Genomic DNA, 19997 nt, shown 5'->3' on the forward strand with positions numbered 1-19997 from the left:
ATCCGCGATAAGCAACCAATAAATACAAACGGGCATGCGTAACAACATGCCCGTTTTATTAGCGCAAAGTACGATTCACAAAAGCACTAACCAGAGGCGTGCTTTTCAGCCATTTGAGTATGGCGTCCCCACTTCGCAATCATATCGAGTAAATCGCTTTTCTGAACTGGTTTCGTCAGGTAATCATTCATCCCTAATGCAATACTCTTTTGCTGCTCTTCTTGCATCGCGTGAGCAGAAAACGCCACGATTGGACACCAAGGAAACTCACCGTTTTCCTGCAACTCACGAATGTCTTTTGTCACACCAAAACCATCTTTGTTTGGCATAGAAATATCGGTAATCACCAAATCAGGGGAAAGCTGCTTGTAGAGTTCAACGGCCTCGACACCATCTTCCGCCAACGTCAGTTTCACACCGGTGTCTTGCAACATTTTTTCAATCAAGATTCGGTTGATATGGCTGTCTTCTGCAACCAAAAGGTGCAAATTAGAAAAATCCGGATTGTCTTGTGAGGAAAGCGCTCGACGCTTTTGTATTTTGCTAGAAAGCAGAGTTTGCAGTTTATGCTGCGTGACAGGTTGCGGCAGTAAACGATCCCGTTCGCACGACCATGCCAGCCCTTCCTCCATCACACAAGGGGCGAGAAACAGTACCCGTTTGGCGGCTGATTCTGTCGCATCAAGATCATAGAGCGCATCTCTATCCTGAGCATTATTCACGCTCGCGATGATGCGGTCAAAATCGTCCAAATCTCTGCCCAAAGACTGCGCCGCAGACCAATCGTTGCGATGAGTCACCTCGATGCCAATCTCTTTAGCTAAGCGCATCAAGTGTTCCACGCGCGGTAGATAATCATCAATCAACAATAGTCGATTTGCATTCAGTTCCACCGGCTCAGAATGAGGCTGACTTCGTTTAGGCAACTGCAAACTAAAGCTAAAACACGATCCGTTGCCAAAATCCGAGCGCACACAAAGCTCACCGTTGTACATGCTGATCAAACGTTTTGAGATTGCTAACCCTAAGCCCGTTCCTTCATGTCGCCTTGTCGCAGAGGTATCGACCTGCTCAAATTTATCCATAATATGAGTTAGCCTGTCTTCAGGAATTCCAATGCCTGTATCGGTCACTGAAAAATCAAAACCGAACTCACTTTCTCTTACTTTCAGCTGCACATGACCTTCATCCGTGAATTTCACTGCATTGCCGAGCAAGTTAAGTAAGATTTGATTAATCCGACCTTTATCACCGACCACGACCGTATTCATGGCTAATGGCATATCAACCAATAACTTAAGGTTCTTTTTATCCGCTTGATACGCACACAATGCCGTGCAACTCTCTACTAACGAGCGCAAATCAAACTCCTCTTCAACAAGCGTCAACTTGCCTGCTTCGACTTTGCTGTAATCGAGGATGTCGTTAATGATGGTCACAAGGTTATTGGCAGATTTGTGCAGCAGGAGCAATAACTCCCTTGGCTCTCGGCGGTTTTCGTTCTCAAGCAATATCTCGCTGATCCCCATGATCGCGTTCATTGGAGTGCGAATCTCATGGCTCATGTTCGCCAGAAATTCCGACTTGGCTTGCGTGGCTTTTTTCGATTTATCCAATGCAGACGACAAACGCTTCTCCATCTCGCGTCTATCGGTGATGTCACGTTCTACCGCAATAAAACGCAGTAGCTCGCCATTTTCATCAAACACTGGAGACAACTCCAATTCGACCCAATATGGGCGCTGCGACTTGGTGTAATTGAGTATCTCAACCCTAACCGGGGAATGGCTGCGAACACTTTGTGAGAGCAACGCGACGGTGTTTGCGTCGGTGTCTTCACCTTGCAGCAGTTCGCCCGGTGATTTACCAACCACTTCCTCTAACGAATATTCGGTTAACTGCTCAAACGCAGAGTTTACCCAAGCAATCGTGCCGTCAGGATGCGTAATGATGATGGTATCGCGAGCGTGTTCCGCCACCTCGGCAAGCTGCGATATTTTTGCGGATAACTGCTGCTGGGTTTGATGTTCTTGCTGAAGTTTATTTTGCGCTAGCGCTAAAGAGCGCGACATTTGGTTAAACGCCTCTCCAACGCGCGTGACTTCATCATTGCCTGAAATAGAAATTTGCGAACCCGGCCCTTGCTGTGAAACCTTGATTACCCCAGTGCGGAGAAGATCCAGACGCTTCATCAAGTAGCTGCCTAGCGCAAATGAAAACAGCGCCACCAGCGACATTTCGACAAAGGCAATCACCAAACTCGCATGAGTCGCAAACGAAAGCATTTGATGAACATGCTCGACGTGAACACCCATTTCTACCACGCCAAAAGTCTGATCGCCTAACGTGATTGCTTTCGCCACGTCATAAACACCGTCGCTTGCATCAAAAGGACGAACATTGGTGTCAACGCCTGTGTAATCACCTTGAAGCGTAAGTTCGATGCCATCTTGATTGACGATACGGATGTAAGCCAACTTGTGCTCACTTACGACAGAGCGAGCAAAGCTGTCTAAGTACGCCAGATCCGTTGCGATTACCGCGTCTCTCGAAGCTTGAGCAAACACACTCACCAAATTCTGGCTACCAACTTCGAGACTGGTCTCGTTCGAGCTTTTAAACCAGTTGAGGCCGCTGATGATAAGTACACCGAGCGCGAGTGCTTCGATGAGTGCAATGCCAATTATCGTTTTTGAACGCAGCGTCATAAAGCGCCCACTTATCTCGAAATGCCCAATTGGACGACGTCTTGCCAATCTTGGTCTTGCGCCAATTGCAATCCATCAATATTGAGTAAAGCGAAGCTCTCCTGTGCTTTGGGATCCTCATTGAGTTGTGAGATCGCCGCTCGCAATGCCAAAGCCATCTCTTCATCTACCTCATTCGAGACTGCAATGGCATGAGGGGTATAACCTGCGGTTGTATAAATCACGCTCAGTTGTTCTTTGGTTTCACTTGGCAAGCTCTCAAAGGTACGCTTCACGCCACCACCAGCGATATACAAGCCTTTCAGAACACCTAAATAGACCGAATCGTGCGAACCCACATATTTGGGCGTAAATTTGATGCCTTTCTGTTCTAGTTCAGATTGCGTGATGATGGAAGCCGCAAACGCGCGCGGAGCCGGAAAAGCAATCGTCTCTTCTTGCAGATCATCAAGAGTAACTGACTGCCCTTTTCTCGCCACAATAATCCCTGTAATGCGCTTGTTCTTCGCTCTTGCTAACGCCGTATAACCCGGAGTTTGGTTCACCAGCGTAAAGTGATAAGGATTCATGTACGCGATGTCATATTCTCCAGCCATTAAACGGGCTTCAAAAGTAGGAATATCACGCGCAGTAGCAAATTTGATTTCAACTCCGGCAAGCTCGCCCCAACGTTGCAGTAAGGGTTGCCATTGTTGAACTAATTTGGTGGCCGATTGTTGTGGCACCACACCAAAAACAAGAGAGGGCTGAGCGAAGATGGAAGGCGACAATATGCATAACGTCATAAGCAACGTAAAAATTCGCCTTTTAAACAGCCAAGTCAGCTTCTGCAATTGAGAATTCAACAAAATCACCTCCTTGTGTTTGTCTTCCGTTAAAGATAGATAGCTATTTGAAAGATTGCGAATTAACGCGTTAAATTGCCTCATGTCTCGGATAGGATTTATACTCAAACGAACACCTAAAAATAGGAGCAGTACATGCTTATTACATTTCGTTGTCGTAGTTATGCAAATGTCACGATGTTTGGCGACATTGCACTAGAGATGATCAAAATGATGGGTCACAGCGGCACAGTGCCGGGCTCAATTTCCGCTCAAGATGTTCCTGACGCGCTATCAAAGTTAACTTCTGCTCTATCTGCGAAAAATGCGGCTGAGGAAAACCTCCCTACTGATGTAGATGTAGACGAAGAGGAAGAACAAGCAGAGCCTGCGGTAAGCTTAGGGCGCAGAGCGTTTCCACTGATTGAGTTGCTAAAATCAGCAATCAAAGAAGAATGCGAAGTCATGTGGGACAACCAATAACGCCTTCAAACTGGTTTCTAGCGAGGTGAATCCATATTGTGACCGCCTCGCTATCACTACTCGAAGCCAAGATAAGGGCACCTACACCGCTTATCGCCCTATCCGTTTCTCTCCCTAGACAACTTGATTTCCCCATCAATGTGCACATCTCGTTGTGGAAACGCGATTTCAATACCGTGCTTTTCGAAAGCTTCATAGATTTCAAAACGTATGGCACTTGCGACCGATCGAATCCCGCCTTCAACCGTTGAGTTGATCCAAAAATAAGATTCGAAGATCAAAGCATTATCGCCAAAGTCTTGAAAAAACACGTCTGGAGCTGGTGAACTCAGAACTTGCGCTTGCTGCGAAGTCACTTCCGCCATTAAGGCAGCAACCTGTTTGACATCGCTCCCATACGCGACGCCGACGACGACCGAGCCACGGACTAATCTGTCGCATAACGTCCAGTTGATCACCACGTTCTCAATCAACTGACTGTTGGGAATGAGCATGTGAACGCCATCGGTTCGCCTGATTCGAGTTGAACGTGTATTTATTTGCTCGACAATGCCTTTGGCGCCCTCAACCTCTAAAAAGTCCCCAATTCGGATTGGCTTTTCACCAATCAAAATCCAGCCACTTATGAAGTTGTTAATGATGTTTTGTGCACCAAAACCGAAGCCGATAGCGATGGCACCAGACAGAAAGGCGAACGCGGTAATTGGCACATTGATCATCGAAAGTGTGGTCATAAAAATAATGGCGAGAGCGATGACAAATAATATCCGTTTAACCAAATGAATGACGTTTGGATCTTTCCCGGATGAAGACATTCTTGACGTAACGGTTTTGATTAAAATTTTGGACAACCATAAAGCGACAATCACCCATGTCGGCACCATCAATATCGCCCACAACGTGATAGGTTGTTCGTTAAAGGTAAACAGCGTTGTTTCTAAAAATGAAATGACCCGTTCGAACATAAAGTGCTCACTCTTGATTCATCGTTGCCAGCAAGCCAGAGCGCATAAGTCTTATATTTTTAGCCCAATCGATAGCGCAAGTGGCTCAATTAAGTTCTTCTTATTAACTATATTGTAATCTACGTAAAACGCTTCGAGTGGTTTCCCGCTTTGGCTTCAACACGATTAAGCCATTTAAGGAGCACGTCTTTGTGTACTAAACGAGCCAATCAACCGACTGAATACGCAAGGCAAATCAGTGATAACTTTCTGATTTTTAAGCATCAAATTTTCACTTCGAATCACTCTCACTTATTATTGTGCACCTTGTTGCAAATAATATTGATGGAATGATTGTTATGTCAGAACTGACTCGGATGCGCTCTGGGGAAACCTATAATTGCCTGGATGAAGAACTAAAGCTAATGCGCGCCAAAACCGCGCAGCTTGTCTTCCAATTTAACCACGAGGCAAACCCAGATATACGTAGACAACTATTGGCAGAAATGGGCGTCCAATTAGAAAACAGCGCCTGTATAGAGCCACCGCTTCAACTTACCTACGGTTGTCACTTGTCCATCGGGGAAAACTCCTACATCAACTGGGATGCCATTATTCTGGACAATGGGCAGGTTGAGATTGGCGCGAACGTCATGATTGGACCTAGAGTGCAAATTTACACAGCCGCTCATTCACTCGATACACAAAGACGCTTAGCCGGAGATGAGATCGCCAAACCGGTAAAAATTGGCAATAACGTTTGGATTGGTGGGGGCGCAATCATACTGCCAGGCGTGACCATTGGCGATGAGGCCGTCGTCGGCGCTGGCTCTGTTGTAACCAAAGACGTTGCACCGGGCGATCGAGTTGCTGGAAATCCGGCGCGCTCCATTAAACCAAAAAACTGAAGAAAGTCGCTATTTCGCCAAATGACAGCGAATAATGTTGGCAAGCAAATTGAGAGCATGGACGTATTTGTCATTAAGCTCAAAAGAAGCGTTAAGACGAATACAGTGATCGTATTGTTCTGTCAGGCTGAACATCTTTCCCGGTGCGATGCTGATATTATCTTTTAGCGCTTCTCGATATATCTGCAAGGCGTCGATATGCTTGGGAAGCTCTAACCAAATAAAGTACCCGCCGCTTTGGCTTAACACTTTGACTTCTTCAGGTAACAGCTCATTAAGCAGATCCGTCATCTTACTTTTACGTTCAAACAGCTTTTTCCGTAACTGCTTCAAATGCGATTCATAATTGCGGCTTGTTAAATAATGCACCAATGTCATTTGCACTGGTGCACTCGTCGCTAATGTACTCATTAACTGTAACTTTTGTACCTCTAGCGCCCGCTTTCCCGCCGCAACCCAACCAATACGTAGCCCTGCGATTAACGATTTTGAAAACGACGAGCACAACATGGTATTGCCCATGTCATCAAACATTCTTAGTGGGTAAACCGAGTCATTCTCGGCATGCAGTTCGCTGTACACATCATCTTCAATCACTGGCACGTTATATCGCTGTGTCAGCTCAATCAGCTTTTGTTTTTTCTCGTTGGAGAGCGTAAAACCCAGAGGATTTTGGAAGTTCGACATCAGCCAACATGCTTTCACATCGTGTGTTTGCAGCGCTCGTTCCAATGAATCTAGGTCAATGCCCGTGACTGGGTCTGTTCTTACTGAGAGCGCTTTCAAACCTAACCGCTCTAAGGATTGTAATGCACCGTAGAATGCAGGCGACTCCACAACCACCCAATCTCCCGGTCTTGTGCAGGCTTGCAAACTGAGCGTTAACGCCTCCAGCGCGCCTGCCGTAATGACAATTTCATCGGGTGAAATTTCAATGCCTTTCGCAGCATAACGCTTCGCGATGATGGTGCGTAATTGCTCGTTTCCCGGCGGTAAGTTATCAAAGGTGGTGGAAATCGGCATATTGCGAGCGGCTGCGCTCATCGCCCGATTCACGTGATATCGTGGGTACAAACTTGGATCTGGATAGGCAAAGCCAAAATTGATCATGGATGGATTTTTACTCGCCTGCAGCACATCAAAGATAAACTCATTGATGTCTACCTGCTCTGTCCACGAAACCGCGGCTGACGCTTGGGGTTCATTTGAACTCTTAATATTGGGAGCGACTCGATAACCAGAGCGCGGCTGTGAGGTGACCCAGCCTTGAGAGTCCAGAATTTGATAAGCGTGCAATACCGTCATCAAGCTCAAACCCGAGTGTTCAGATTGGCGACGCAGAGAAGGCAGTTTGTCACCCGGATGCCATATCCCCGATTTTATCTGCCTTTTAAGCTGTTCCACTAACTCTTGATACTTCGCCAAACGCAAATCCCCCTCCATAAAGCTGAATTCAAAATAATAACACTTCAATATTTAATCTGTTATAGGTTTATAGTCACTGTCTGTACCTACTTCCCTCATTCCGCTCCTTTTAAAATAGCTCTCTCATAAAACTTAAAAGATCAAAGGAAGTTTAATGTTTGGCCTCGACGCATTTATGCTTGCACGGATACAGTTCGCCTTTACGGTATCCTTTCATATTATTTTCCCCGCTATCACCATAGGTTTGGCCACCTATCTCGCCGTGCTGGAAGGCTTATGGCTAAAAACACGTAATCCCGATTACCAAAAGCTCTACCACTTCTGGTCGAAAATTTTTGCGGTTAACTTTGGAATGGGTGTTGTATCTGGTCTTGTCATGGCCTATCAATTCGGCACCAACTGGAGTGGTTTCTCCGACTTCGCTGGTTCTATCACTGGCCCATTACTGACTTATGAAGTGTTAACGGCTTTCTTTCTCGAAGCCGGATTTCTTGGCGTAATGCTGTTTGGGTGGCGTCGCGTCGGCGAAAAGCTGCACTTTTTTGCAACCTCGATGGTGGCGTTAGGCACGATCATTTCGACGTTCTGGATTCTCGCCTCCAACAGTTGGATGCAAACGCCACAAGGCTATGAAATTGTCGACGGACGTGTGGTACCAACCGACTGGTTTGCTATCGTTTTCAATCCTTCATTTCCTTATCGTTTGGCGCACATGAGCGTCGCGGCTTTCGTCAGTTCAGCACTCTTTGTAGGCGCGTCAGCCGCTTGGCATTTATTGAGAGGCAATCAATCGACTGCGGTAAAAACCATGTTTTCGATGTCGCTCGGGATCTTAGTGTTCCTTGCTCCACTCCAAGCCGTGATTGGCGATGTACACGGGTTAAACACCTTAGAATACCAGCCCGCCAAAATTGCCGCCATCGAAGGACATTGGGATAACAGCGATGGCAAACCAACCCCATTGATATTGTTCGGCATGCCAAACATGGAACAAGAACGCACAGACTATGCCATAGAAATTCCTGTTCTAGGAAGTTTGATCCTACGCCACAGTTTAACTGAGCCAATCCCGGCGCTGAAAGACTTCCCGAAAGAGGAACGACCGAACTCACCTATCGTCTTTTGGTCATTTCGAATCATGGTCGGGCTAGGACTTCTGATGATTTTTCAAAGCTTCTACAGCATGTGGTTACGAAAAAAGAACACGCTTTATACCTCGCGTTGGTTCCTCAAATTTTCATTATTTATGGGGCCATCTGGTCTTATCGCAATACTCGCTGGCTGGTTTACGACAGAGGTTGGTCGGCAACCTTGGGTGGTGTATGGCGTACAAAAAACGCGTGACGCGGTTTCTGCACACGGAGACCTACAAATGAGCATCAGCCTGCTGTGTTTCCTTGTTGTGTACAGCTTGGTGTTTGGTTTTGGGTATTACTACATGATCCACCAAATCAAGAAAGGCCCCGATGCAATCGAGCACGATGAGCACGACATGACGACCGTTTCAGGCCGCATCTAGAATTTGTCACAAAGTTAAGGTAGAGAATATGCATTTTGATTTATCCGTGATTTGGTTCGCGATCATCGTTTTTGCCACTTTGATGTACATCATCATGGATGGCTTCGATTTAGGTATTGGAATACTGATGCCCTTCATCAAGGATGAAAAACAAAAAGACGTCATGGTCAACAGTGTCGCGCCAGTTTGGGACGGAAACGAAACTTGGATTGTGCTTGGAGGTGCATCTCTATTTGGCGCTTTTCCCATGGCTTACGCGGTAATTATTGAAGCGCTAACCATCCCTTTGACGTTGATGTTGATTGCTTTGATCTTTCGTGGCGTAGCGTTTGAGTTTCGCTTTAAAGCATTGGAAAATCACTTAAAGTTCTGGGACCGCTCTTTTATGGTCGGCTCGATTTTAACCACGTTTTTCCAAGGCATCGTTGTTGGCGCGGTAATTCAGGGCTTTACGGTGGAAAACCGCGTTTTCGTGGGTAGCCAACTAGACTGGCTCACCCCTTTTCCCATATTTTGCGGCTTGGGTTTAGTCACAACGTACGCGCTGCTCGGTAGCACATGGCTCATCATGAAAACGGAAGGTGCACTGCAAAACACGATGTATCGCTTCACTAACAAAACACTACTGGCGATGATCTCCGCATTAATCATTGTGAGCGCTTGGACCCCACTTGCTTACCCTGCCATTGCGGAAAGATGGTTTTCTCTGCCCAATTTGTTCTACTTACTGCCCGTACCTGTCATTACTGGGCTGGTCTGTTTGAAGATTGCCGACTCCGTAAAAAAGCGAAAAGAGCGCAGCCCTTTCGTGATGGCATTGGTGATCGTGATTCTCGGGTTCGCTGGGCTTGGCATCAGTATCTGGCCAAATATCATTCCTCCTAACATATCGATATGGGAAGCAGCGGCTCCTGCAAGCAGTCAGCGCTTTATGCTCGTTGGAGCGGTGATCATCATCCCGATCATTCTGGCTTACACCTTTTGGAGTTACTACGTCTTCTCCGGAAAAGTGAAAGAAGACGAAGCGTACCATTAACGAGTTGGCAAGGAGTGAGTATGAAAATCAAAAATTGGTGTCGCCAATGGGCTTGGATGGTTGGGATCTGGGCGGCCAGTGTGCTAGCTCTGGGGTTCGTATCAATGCTGTTTCGCGTCATGATGACCGCTGCAGGGTTAAAATCTTAGCTCGGCACTTATAGGACAATCAAAAAATCGACCGCCTCCGGTTCTTGGTCAGAGCTAGAGGCGTTTAAAGTTAAGTGCGACTTTTTACGTGTGCAGACAATACGATAGTAGATTCTGAACCACGAGCCACTTCAAAATAACCACCAGCACGAGATAGCTGACGAGCCGTCAATTTTTCTTTGCCCAGCTTTTCAAACCAATAAGGCGCTAATGAGCACTGAGCCGAGCCTGTGGCAAGGTCTTCTGAAATACCGATTTTAGGTGCAAAGTAACGCAACACATAGCCACTATCAGAACTTTGAGCCGTCACGATGACAGCATGAAACTCATCAATTTTAATCAGCTCATCAAAGTTAGGTTGATAGCGAACAACATCATCTTCGGATTCGAGAACAACAACCAAATCACGCGTTGTAAAAGCATCTATGGGGCGATTGGAGAAGCCTGAAATATCCAAGGGGATGGCATGAGGCTTAGCTTGCCAACTTGGCATCACAATCCTGAACATTCCATCCAGTTCAGAAACAGTAATATGACCATGCGAACTTTGAAGAATGACCTCATTCTGATGATATTTAGAAATGAGCGCGGCTCCTGCGCCTAAACTCCCATGTCCGCATAAGTTGATTTCCCCTGCTAGAGTAAACCAACGAATGTGGTAGTCACTGCCAGACTGAACCACAAATGATGTGACAGGTTGAGCGACCTGATGAGTGATTTGAAGTAACTCAGAATCACTCAGCCAGTGATTTAGTTCGACAACGCCACAAGGGTTACCTTGAGCCAACTCATCACAAAATACATCATATATTTGCGCTTTAATCATCCACCATCCTTGCGGTTTAATAACGCGTTAAAAAATATAAAAATAAAAGCGTTAGAGACTCCTAACGCTCACTTTCAATGTTGCTTGCAAGCAGCTAAACCTGCCTTTCCGAGAGTACTTCTTTAAAGGCAAACATGCCATTTAATGCAGCTGGAAATCCTGCGTAAACAGACATTTGTATGATCACTTCTTTGATCTCTTCTTCCGTGCAACCAACGTTTAGCGCAGCGTGTAAATGCACTTTAAGCTGTGGAGTACAGTTCCCCATCGCCGTCAATGCGGACACCGTAGCGATCTCTCGCGATTTTAGATCTAGCCCTTCACGGGTGTAGATGTCGCCAAACGGGTACTCAATCGTGAACTTTGCTAAATCAGGGCAAATGTCGTTCAGGCTTTCGATAACTTTTTGGCCAGCCTCTCCATCGATTTTTGATAACTGTTCTAGCCCTGTTTGAAATCGCGTATTTTCCATTTTGTGTGCTCCTTTGAGTGAATACCCGCACACCTTACAAGTTAGAGTGAACTCTAAGTCAACGTACTTTTCCGCTTTTATACAGATTTATTTTTTCTTCTAATCGTTTCAGATGCTCATTTTGTTGTCGGATATGTTCGATTAAATTATCTCGATGAACTTCCAAAAGCTTTTGTCTGTCAGCAGTCGTTTGCGAGCCTATCTCCCTCAATGAAGCATATTCTTGAATCTCTTCTAACGGCATTCCCGTCTCTTTCAGCCGCTTGATGAAGTTGACCCAATCAATATCTCGATGTGTGTAGACACGGTGCCCACTGCTATTTCGGTGGACATGTTTCAGTAAGCCAATTTTTTCATAGTATCTAAGCGTGTAAGACGACAACCCAACTGCGCTGGAAAACTCTTTCATATTCATTATTTTCACCGAAGATTATCCCTTCCTGTGACCACAAGTAATGTAACCACACTATGGATACCCTTTGCAAAGCAAGCAGTCTAGTTTCTTACCGATGTTGTTAAGACTATAAATAGTCGTCTACTTTTATTGATGTAAACCCTTTAGTAAGGCAACTGTAGAGATCGGCGATACGAACTAAGGGACGAGAATGACGTAGCAGTTCTTGGGCGTGTGCCGACAAAGGAACACATCATGAGTGAGAACGAGAAAAACAAACCGCAAGGGATCTATAAATATTATGAAAACAATCCCAAATCTGCGGATGAGAAAGTCTTTGGACGAGTCAGCTACCCAGACAGGCGCGGTTTTCTAAAAGGCGCTGGTTTAGCGACCATGGCCGCCGCGCTTGGTGGATTTATCCCATTTCACCGTAATATGCCGGCTGGCATCATCCCCGCAGCTTTTGCAGAGGGTCTTGATGACGTCATGATCGAAGGCAAAGACGGTTTAACGGTCCTCAACGACAGACCGATGAATGCAGAAACCCCACCCCATTTGTTGAATGACGACGTAACTCCAACTCGACGCCATTTCATTCGCAACAACGGTATTCCACCAGCAGACGTGAACCCTGAAACTTGGACGTTGACCATTGATGGATTGGTCGACAAACCAATGTCGCTGTCGATTGCCGATCTCAAAAAGAACTTCGATGTCGTAGAACAACAACTGGTCGTTGAATGTGGCGGTAACGGCCGTGCTTTCTTTGATCCCAAAGCATCCGGTAATCAATGGACTTACGGCGCTGTGGCTTGCTCCAGTTGGACAGGCGTTCGCTTGGCCGACGTGCTCAAAGCCGCAGGCGTAAAAGACGGAGCCATTTACACCGCGCACTATGGTGCCGACAAGCATCTTTCAGGCAAAGAAGGCAAGTTACCAATTTCTCGTGGCGTACCCATCGCTAAAGCCATGAGCAGTGAAAATCTCATCGCCTTTGCCCAAAACGGCGAAGCGCTTCACCCTATGAATGGCGCGCCATTGCGTTTAGTGGTTCCAGGTTGGCCGGGTTCTTGTTCGCAAAAATGGCTCACTCGCATTCAAATTCGCGATCAAATACACGATGGACCAAAGATGACAGGCACTTCCTATCGAGTCCCTAACCGACCTGTCGCCCCGGGAGAAAACGTGGCGAAAGAGGATTTCGAGATCATAGAGCGCATGCCAGTAAAATCACTCATCACATCTCCGCAAACCAACACAGAAGTCAATGGCAATGAAATCGCCATTCGCGGACATGCTTGGTCTGGCGACCGAAAAGTGACCAAAGTGCAGATTTCGATTGATTTTGGCGCAACATGGATGGATGCCGACCTCGCAGCTCCTGCTAACGACGGTGCTTGGCAAACGTTCAATGCTAAGGTGAAGTTCCCTCAAGCGGGTTACTACGAAGTGTGGGCGAAAGCGACTGACGATCAAGGCGTCAGCCAGCCTTTTGCCATCGCATGGAATCCGAAAGGTTACCTCAACAACACTTTCCACCGCATCGCATTGATTGTACGAAGTTAAAGGGTCAGTAGCAGAATGGTGAGAACTTAGGGGACATAACAAGGTGAGAACAAAACAACCATCAGAGCGGGTACTCCTGCTCGCTTTCACCCTTTTGGCTTTGTTGAGTGCCCCTGTCCTTGCGAGTAACGACGAGTTGATTGCAGCAGGCGAGCAGCAAGCTATGGTTTGTAAAGCCTGCCATCAATTTGAGCCGAATGGCGTAACGGTGGTTGGCCCGCCCTTATGGGGGCTAGCAGAACGCAATATCGCCAGTTTTGAGGGCTTCAATTACAGCGACGGAATTAGACAACATCAAGGAAAGTGGGACGCTGAAAAGTTGAACGCATTTTTATCCGCTCCGAATGACTTCGCGCAAGGAACCAACATGGTCTTCCCTGGCGTAACAGATCCCGGTGCGCGCGCGGCTATCATTGCATGGCTTGCGACGAAAAACCCGACACCACCCAATTGGAATATGACGTCATCAGGATTGGAGGTTAAATCGCCAGGTGATGAGATATTAACGCCGGGAGAGAATATGGAGCTCGTCGCAGCAGTCTGCTCAACCTGTCATTCGTTACACATGGTCACACAACAAGGACTAAGCCGCCAAAGATGGGATGAAACCCTCGACTGGATGATTGAGGAGCAAGGAATGGAAGATTTATCAGGCGACGACCGAGAAGCCATTCTGGAATACCTTTCTACCTATTATGGGGGGTAACCAAGCGTCAGCTGCTATCGCTATTTGATTACACGAGACTCAACCTGTCCTTGGACAAAGTGAAGTTCCGCGCGACCGCCAGTTATAGTAAGCGACTGCGGCCCATTCCATACATCTACGTCGTTTTGCGAAATACTAAATGTATGGAAAGTACATCGACTCGCAATCACAATACTCCACCGCTACTTGGGGGTTAAACTCTCAAGTCCGCTTGTATCGACTCCTTCTAATGCATGTTTTTCAAGAAGATATGTCTCTGAGCGCTCATTGGCTTTGCGTTGTTCAATCAGTTTTTGCTGCTCTATTGTTATTCGGGTTTGACGCTCAATTGCTTCCTGTTCACTCTCACACTGTCTGAATCCATCAGACCAACCTTGAGCATACTTTTTATCAGAGTTAAATCGGGAAATGTCTTTCTTAAATTCATCAAACAAGCTTCCAGCCGCTTTGTATCCACTGTGACACCCGTCATCAAAACCCTCTGCATATTGAACAGGAAACCCTTTGGCCACCATATTGTCTTTCGTGCTTGCGCAGCCTAAAAGCCCCAAAGTGAATAAAGAGATAACGAACACATTACATTTAGACATTATTTTCATGAAAATACCTTCGTTTAGCATGGGTAATCAGATTAAAGTCTAGGCAATGGAGTTCGAGGATAGCAAGGTGTCTATTCGGTATCATCTATGTCTCCATATCTAATCCCAAAATGAGTCAACTGCTAAACGACTAATAGGTAATTGGACAACTAAAGATCACCAACAATGTCAGATTGAGTCGCCATGACCTCATTTCTTCTGCCAGACCATCCACTGTTCTTTGCCTTTGAACACGTCAACGCTGTCAGTAACGGGAGCGCTTTCGATTAGGTTGAAGTTGGCCGCTAGCTTTTGTTCAAGCTCTCCGCTACGCAAACAAAAGGGAGGAAAACGCGATCGGTAGTCGTCGCTGATAACAAAATACCCCACCAGCAAGCCATTACTTGGCAGCAAACGTTCGACCATTGCAAAATACTCATCCCACATCTCTCTCGGTAATGCGGCTAAAAAAGCGCGTTCGTAAATCACATCAAACGGTTGTGAGAATTCTGCTCCAAACACATCACCCAACATCACTTTATCTTGATATTGACCAAGCTGAGATTTCGCAAGGTTGACGGCTTCTGCGCTGTAATCCATCGCGATAACGTCATGTCCGCAATCGACAAAATGCGATACTTCATAAGCTGCGCCGCAGCCAGGGATAACCACCGAGTGAGCCTTGTCAGCAATGCGTTTTAAGTAGTGCTTCAGCTCGTTTGGCGTTTGGTTACGATCCCAAGGCATCGTGCCGTTGAAAAACAGCGCATCCCAAAATTGTTCATTGATGATTGGTGAATCTTTGCTTTTCATCGTTCTTGTTCTCGCTTACATGCACACATTCAACAAAAGCATGCACTCAAAACAGAAAGGGATACGCGATGAATCTCGGTATCCCTTTTTCTTTTATAGCCTATCGTTAAATGCCTAGTGTTGATGTTTAACGTTGTTAATGACGTGGCTGTTCTTATTATTCATCTAACTGCGCAAATCATTGATCAAGGGCTGATCCGCATCGTTTGCGACAAACTGAACATTGCCTTTCAGTTTGGTGACGGATTGAAGTGTCGCTTGAATGTCCTCTGCTGATACATGTACATCATGACAACAGAATGTGATGGTATCGCTGAAGCCGTCACGCTCAATCTTCAAGGAGCCTTTAATATCGTGGCGACGACAGACTTCTTGAATCTGATGCGGATACACAAACAGACCTTTGACTTTCACCGCCGAGTCCGCACGCCCCATCCAACCCTTTATTCGCGCATTTGTGCGTGGCAAATCGGAGTCTGAGTCTAAATAAGCCGATAAATCTCCCGTTGCGTACCGAATCAGCGGAAACTTGTCATCAAGCGAGGTAACGACCACCTCTCCGACCTCACCCAGTTGTACTGGTATACCGTCGGGATCAACGATTTCAACAATAATATCTTCGGCAATCACTAAGCCTTGCTCACCAGCAACTTGATACGCAATCAAACCAAGCTCGGCACTCGCGTAGGCTTGAAATACAGCAATCCCTTTGTCCGTAAACGCTTGTTGCATATCTGCGGTGACGGCTTCACCAGAAACTAACGCTTTGGTAAAACTAGGTAACTCGCCGTATTGCTCTTGGTATTTCTGTAGCAGCGTCAACAAATAAGATGGCGTTCCCGTGTAACCCGTCGGCTGAAGCTGTTTGATCGCTTCAATCTGCGCTTCGGTATTACCTACCCCAGCCGGAAATACCGCGCAGCCACACGCTCTAGCACCGCCATCCATAATGAATCCACCCGGAGAGAAGTGATAAGAGAGCGTGTTGTGGACCAAATCACCACGGCAAAATCCTGCGGCATGAAACGCGCGTCCCATACGCCAGAAGTCCGATTCATCCGTTTGCGCCTCATACAAAGGCCCCGGAGATTGAAACACACGCGCCATCTGACCAATCGCAACGCTGTTTAAACCACCAAACGGCGGCTTGAGTTGCTGCAGGCTTGGGACATTGAATTTGCGAGTAATCGGAAACTGGGCGAGCCCTTCACGGTTACTTGCGATTGAGGCGTCTATATCCGCAAAAATGTTGCCGTAGTGCTCGCTGTTCGCTTTTGCGTTTTCAATCAGTGTCGGCAAGCGTTGAAACAACGAATCTTCTCTCTCAGCAGGAGACAAAGACTCTTTTGCATCGAATAATTCGTTCATCACCACTCCTTACAACCAACGCTTACGACGTTTGTAAGACTTAAGATTCTTGAAGCTCTTACGCTCTTCATCGCCACCACCAAGATAAAACTCTTTGACGTCTTCATTATTGAGCAGCTCATGTTTAGTACCATCGAGCACAATCTTGCCTGACTCCATGATGTAGCCATAATCAGCAGCATGCAGCGCAAAGTTCGCATTCTGTTCCACCAGCAACATCGTAATGCCTTGGTCTTTGTTGATCTTTTCAATGATGCTGAACACCTCTTTCACCAGTAGTGGCGAAAGCCCCATCGACGGCTCATCAAGTAAGATCATTTTCGGGCGCGCCATCAATGCCCGGCCAATAGCCAACATCTGCTGCTCACCGCCCGACAAATAGCCCGCGAGACCAGTTCGTTCTTTGAGTCGAGGGAAGTAATCAAACACCATTTCGATGTCTTGCTCAACCTCGTTGTCGTTGCGGGTAAACGCCCCTAAACGAAGGTTTTCGATAACCGTCATGTCTTCGACGATTCTACGCCCTTCCATCACTTGGAAAATGCCCGAACGGACAATCTCTTCTGGGCTTTTGTTATCGATACGCTCGCCCATGAAGTTAATTTCACCGCGAGTCACTTCACCATCTTCGGTTTTTAACAAACCCGAAATGGCTTTTAGTGTGGTCGATTTACCTGCCCCGTTCGCGCCTAACAGCGTCACGATTTGACCTTTAGGTACTTCAAGGCTCACGCCACGCAGAACCAAAATAACTTCGTCGTAGACCACTTCGATGTTGTTTACCGAGAGTAAAATCTCCGCTGGTTCTATATCCCTTGCTAATTCACTCATCAAGCCACTCCTTGTTCAGGAGAAGGGATGACGTATATCGTATCCCCTCACCTGTTCTTGTTTTGTTGTTAGTAACCTAGCCAATCGTCACGGCGTGACAATGTCACCTGAGACACTTTCTTGATGTCTACTGCACCGCCTTGGTTGTTACCCATAAACACGTTTACGGTGGTTGTGCCTCGATGATCTTCTGGTTGCCAGTTAGCAGGAATACACACGCCCTCTAGACCTTTTGGAACCCAGTTTTTGTGAACGTACATGCCTTTCTTGATGTTTTCACCCGTAATGCCGCCATTGTCCTTCGCCCATTCCATCGCTTCTTTCATGTAGAACGCTGAGCAAACGCCGCGAATGTAATGGTGAGTTCGGAACTCGCCCGGCTCAGATTCGGACAGTTTGGAGATTTGCTGAACCAGCTTCATGCCTTCGCTATCGTCGCCCCAGAATGCCGTCATACCTGGGAACACGTAATCTTTCAGACCGTCACCTGCCGCTTCAATTACGGGTTTATCACCACCCCAGATATTCGCCATGTACTGGAATTCCGTGCCAACCGTGTTACACGACTTCACTAGTGAAATGACTGAGCCACCTAAGTTGGCGATGTAACCGTAGTTGGTGCCGGATTCTTTTAGCGACAGACATTGCGCTTTGAAATCACCCGGTTTGAGTGATACAACCACAGGATTTTGCACTTCAAAGCCCAGCTCTTTGGCGTATTCCGCACACGCGTCTTTTGGTGCATTCGGGAACGGATGGTTATCACCAATGTGAGTAAATTTAGGTGCCGTGGTATTGCCTTTTGATTCCCAATCCTCTTTCGCCCATTTCACCAATGCACGACAGGCATCCGAGTAAGAAGCGCCATAGAAAAAGTTATACGGAGCAGGCTTGGCTGTTTTCGGGTTTTTACCAGTAGGGTCCGTTAGGTGGCCTGAGTAAGATGCCGAAAATACCGGCACTTTGTCTTTGGTTACGAATGAGATCAGTGCTTCGGTATCCGCTGTACCCCAGCCTTGCATTGCCACCATGTTTTTGCGAGCAACCCAACGTTTGTAGTTCGAAATCGCCACTGGCACCTTGTACGCCATGTCTACCGTTTCAAATTCAAGCTCAGTACCGTTGATGCCGCCATTTTGGTTTATCCAACGCAAGGCGTCGCGTACACCAGAACCATAAGGCTTACTGACGTATGCGGTAGGACCAGAAAAGTCCACCAGATGCCCGACAAAAACGGAATCTTTTGCCCAAGATGCGGTAGTAAACAGTGCCGAAGATAGCACCAACGTTGTCGCTAAATGTCCTTTATTCATAACTCGTTGTCCTTGTTATTTAGGTATATTCCACTTAAGTACACGACGTACCGATTAGTAAGAAAACGGATAGTGTTTCCAATATGCTCGAATTTGTTGCCAGCGATGCGACAACCCTTGAGGTTCAAAAATTAAGAACAGCATGATCACCAGACCAATCGCCATCTCTTTGAAGTAAGCAAGTCCATCAATGAACGAAGTGTTGTCGCTAAACGCAGCCAACCCCGTCACGCTAAACTCTAATACTTCAGGCAGTAATACGATGAATATCGTGCCCATCAATGTACCTTTCACCGATCCCAGACCACCGATGATGATCATCGCTAGGAACTGAATCGACATCAAAATGGTAAAGCCTTCAGCGGAAACAAACCCTAAATAGTGACCATAGAGCGCACCACCAATGCCCGCGTAAAACGCACACACACCAAAAGAGAGCAAACGATATTTAGTCAGGTTGATGCCCATGATTTCAGCCGATAGGTAATGATCGCGTACAGAGACAAACGCACGCCCATCACGCGAACGGATGAGGTTCGAAGCCCACATGTACATAAAGATCAGCGCAAACAGTGCGACATAGAAGAAGCTTTCATCGGTCGAGAACTCGAAGCCAAACAGGTTGATTGGGCTGGCACTCGCACCGTATGAACCACCACTGAACCACTCCGCGCGAGCAAAGAAGTCTTCCAAAATGAACTGCGCAGCTAAAGTTGCAATCGCAAGGTACAAACCTTTGATTCGCGCGGCTGGCAAGCCAAAGAGCATCCCGACGATCATGGTCAAGTAACCCGCGAGCGGAATGGCAAATACCACTGGAATGTTGAACTGGTTGTTCAGCCAAGCCGATGCAAACGCGCCAAACCCAAAGAACGCACCGTGACCTAGCGAGATTTGTCCGGTAAAGCCGACCAAAATGTTCAAACCAAGGGCCGCAATACCGAGATACGCAATCTGAATAAACAGGTTGAGGAAGTAAATATCCAGTACCAAAGGCGCGGCCAGCATGGCGATCACACCCGCTATCGCAAGGCTTCTGATGGTTTTGGTTTCAAAAATTGGCGTATCACTTTTGTATGTGGTTCGAAAATCCCCACATGGGCGCATGCTAAGTTGAGCCATAGTATTTCT

General features: G+C 46.8%; 20 protein-coding genes. 7 read left to right on the forward strand and 13 right to left on the reverse strand.

Annotation, left to right across the window (positions count from 1 at the left end; translation table 11 throughout):
- Nucleotides 1-86 precede the first annotated feature (86 nt).
- Nucleotides 87-2708, reverse strand: a complete 2622-nt coding sequence (locus OU793_RS05320) for an ATP-binding protein (protein ID WP_024700734.1) — start codon at nt 2706-2708, stop codon at nt 87-89.
- Nucleotides 2709-2719: 11 nt separating this feature from the next.
- Entirely contained in the window at nt 2720-3556 is an 837-nt protein-coding gene (locus OU793_RS05325) for a phosphate/phosphite/phosphonate ABC transporter substrate-binding protein (RefSeq protein ID WP_025505457.1), read from the reverse strand.
- A 132-nt stretch (nt 3557-3688) separates the two neighbouring features.
- Between OU793_RS05325 and OU793_RS05330 the strand changes: the two genes are divergently transcribed.
- Nucleotides 3689-4015, forward strand: coding sequence for a DUF1840 domain-containing protein (locus tag OU793_RS05330; protein WP_024700735.1), 327 nt, complete (start codon nt 3689-3691; stop codon nt 4013-4015).
- A gap of 98 nt (nt 4016-4113) precedes the next feature.
- Here the strand turns inward: OU793_RS05330 and OU793_RS05335 are convergent, their stop codons facing one another.
- The gene (locus OU793_RS05335; RefSeq protein ID WP_005463614.1) at nt 4114-4980 is read right to left on the reverse strand and encodes a mechanosensitive ion channel family protein; all 867 of its coding nucleotides are present in this window, start codon (nt 4978-4980) and stop codon (nt 4114-4116) included.
- Nucleotides 4981-5318: 338 nt separating this feature from the next.
- On the opposite strand from OU793_RS05335, the gene OU793_RS05340 reads away from it, so the two are divergent.
- A complete protein-coding gene (locus OU793_RS05340) occupies nt 5319-5867 on the forward strand; it encodes a sugar O-acetyltransferase (protein WP_029805709.1) in 549 nt (182 codons plus the stop codon).
- A gap of 9 nt (nt 5868-5876) precedes the next feature.
- Here the strand turns inward: OU793_RS05340 and OU793_RS05345 are convergent, their stop codons facing one another.
- On the reverse strand, nt 5877-7310 hold the full coding sequence (locus OU793_RS05345) for a PLP-dependent aminotransferase family protein (RefSeq protein ID WP_180701466.1): 1434 nt from the start codon (nt 7308-7310) through the stop codon (nt 5877-5879).
- Between the two features lie 136 nt (nt 7311-7446).
- Here OU793_RS05345 and OU793_RS05350 point away from each other — a divergent pair, with 136 nt between their 5' ends.
- From OU793_RS05350 to OU793_RS05360, 3 genes are read left to right on the forward strand one after another with little or no spacing between them, the layout of a single operon-like run.
- The gene (locus tag OU793_RS05350; RefSeq protein WP_120416948.1) at nt 7447-8811 is read left to right on the forward strand and encodes a cytochrome ubiquinol oxidase subunit I; all 1365 of its coding nucleotides are present in this window, start codon (nt 7447-7449) and stop codon (nt 8809-8811) included.
- A gap of 28 nt (nt 8812-8839) precedes the next feature.
- On the forward strand, nt 8840-9847 hold the full coding sequence (cydB, locus tag OU793_RS05355) for a cytochrome d ubiquinol oxidase subunit II (RefSeq protein ID WP_140102982.1): 1008 nt from the start codon (nt 8840-8842) through the stop codon (nt 9845-9847).
- A gap of 20 nt (nt 9848-9867) precedes the next feature.
- Complete coding sequence (locus tag OU793_RS05360; RefSeq protein WP_015313385.1) at nt 9868-9996, forward strand: DUF2474 domain-containing protein; 129 nt, start codon at nt 9868-9870, stop codon at nt 9994-9996.
- A gap of 70 nt (nt 9997-10066) precedes the next feature.
- On the opposite strand, the gene OU793_RS05365 is transcribed toward OU793_RS05360, so the two are convergent.
- The 3 genes from OU793_RS05365 to OU793_RS05375 form a co-directional block, all read right to left on the reverse strand.
- Entirely contained in the window at nt 10067-10822 is a 756-nt protein-coding gene (locus OU793_RS05365) for a PhzF family phenazine biosynthesis protein (RefSeq protein WP_045345275.1), read from the reverse strand.
- Between the two features lie 94 nt (nt 10823-10916).
- Nucleotides 10917-11294 carry a carboxymuconolactone decarboxylase family protein gene (locus OU793_RS05370; RefSeq protein ID WP_005463606.1) on the reverse strand — a complete coding sequence of 126 codons (378 nt, stop codon included), beginning with the start codon at nt 11292-11294 and terminating at the stop codon, nt 10917-10919.
- A 58-nt stretch (nt 11295-11352) separates the two neighbouring features.
- A complete protein-coding gene (locus tag OU793_RS05375; protein WP_023623662.1) occupies nt 11353-11709 on the reverse strand; it encodes a MerR family transcriptional regulator in 357 nt (118 codons plus the stop codon).
- Between the two features lie 234 nt (nt 11710-11943).
- Here OU793_RS05375 and OU793_RS05380 point away from each other — a divergent pair, with 234 nt between their 5' ends.
- Together OU793_RS05380 and OU793_RS05385 are read left to right on the forward strand one after the other, a co-directional pair.
- A complete protein-coding gene (locus tag OU793_RS05380; RefSeq protein WP_025556166.1) occupies nt 11944-13257 on the forward strand; it encodes a molybdopterin-dependent oxidoreductase in 1314 nt (437 codons plus the stop codon).
- A 43-nt stretch (nt 13258-13300) separates the two neighbouring features.
- Entirely contained in the window at nt 13301-13963 is a 663-nt protein-coding gene (locus OU793_RS05385; protein WP_140102983.1) for a cytochrome c family protein, read from the forward strand.
- A 182-nt stretch (nt 13964-14145) separates the two neighbouring features.
- Here OU793_RS05385 and OU793_RS05390 read toward each other — a convergent pair whose 3' ends face one another.
- The 6 genes from OU793_RS05390 to OU793_RS05415 all read right to left on the reverse strand — a co-directional run bounded on the left by OU793_RS05390 (nt 14146) and on the right by OU793_RS05415 (nt 19988).
- Complete coding sequence (locus OU793_RS05390; protein ID WP_020838025.1) at nt 14146-14562, reverse strand: hypothetical protein; 417 nt, start codon at nt 14560-14562, stop codon at nt 14146-14148.
- Nucleotides 14563-14751: 189 nt separating this feature from the next.
- Nucleotides 14752-15354: a methyltransferase domain-containing protein gene (locus OU793_RS05395; protein ID WP_159404359.1), complete on the reverse strand. Its 603-nt coding sequence runs from the start codon at nt 15352-15354 to the stop codon at nt 14752-14754.
- Between the two features lie 165 nt (nt 15355-15519).
- Nucleotides 15520-16722, reverse strand: coding sequence for a phenylacetate--CoA ligase family protein (locus tag OU793_RS05400; protein WP_140102985.1), 1203 nt, complete (start codon nt 16720-16722; stop codon nt 15520-15522).
- A gap of 9 nt (nt 16723-16731) precedes the next feature.
- On the reverse strand, nt 16732-17553 hold the full coding sequence (locus tag OU793_RS05405; RefSeq protein WP_025573809.1) for an ABC transporter ATP-binding protein: 822 nt from the start codon (nt 17551-17553) through the stop codon (nt 16732-16734).
- 68 nt (nt 17554-17621) lie between these two features.
- Nucleotides 17622-18866: an ABC transporter substrate-binding protein gene (locus OU793_RS05410; RefSeq protein ID WP_140102986.1), complete on the reverse strand. Its 1245-nt coding sequence runs from the start codon at nt 18864-18866 to the stop codon at nt 17622-17624.
- A gap of 54 nt (nt 18867-18920) precedes the next feature.
- Nucleotides 18921-19988 (reverse strand): branched-chain amino acid ABC transporter permease, encoded by a 1068-nt coding sequence (locus OU793_RS05415; protein ID WP_029850350.1) that lies wholly within the window; start codon nt 19986-19988, stop codon nt 18921-18923.
- Nucleotides 19989-19997: the final 9 nt, after the last annotated feature.

The organism is Vibrio sp. VP6 (assembly GCF_028823755.1).
Taxonomy (GTDB): Bacteria; Pseudomonadota; Gammaproteobacteria; order Enterobacterales; family Vibrionaceae; genus Vibrio; species Vibrio parahaemolyticus.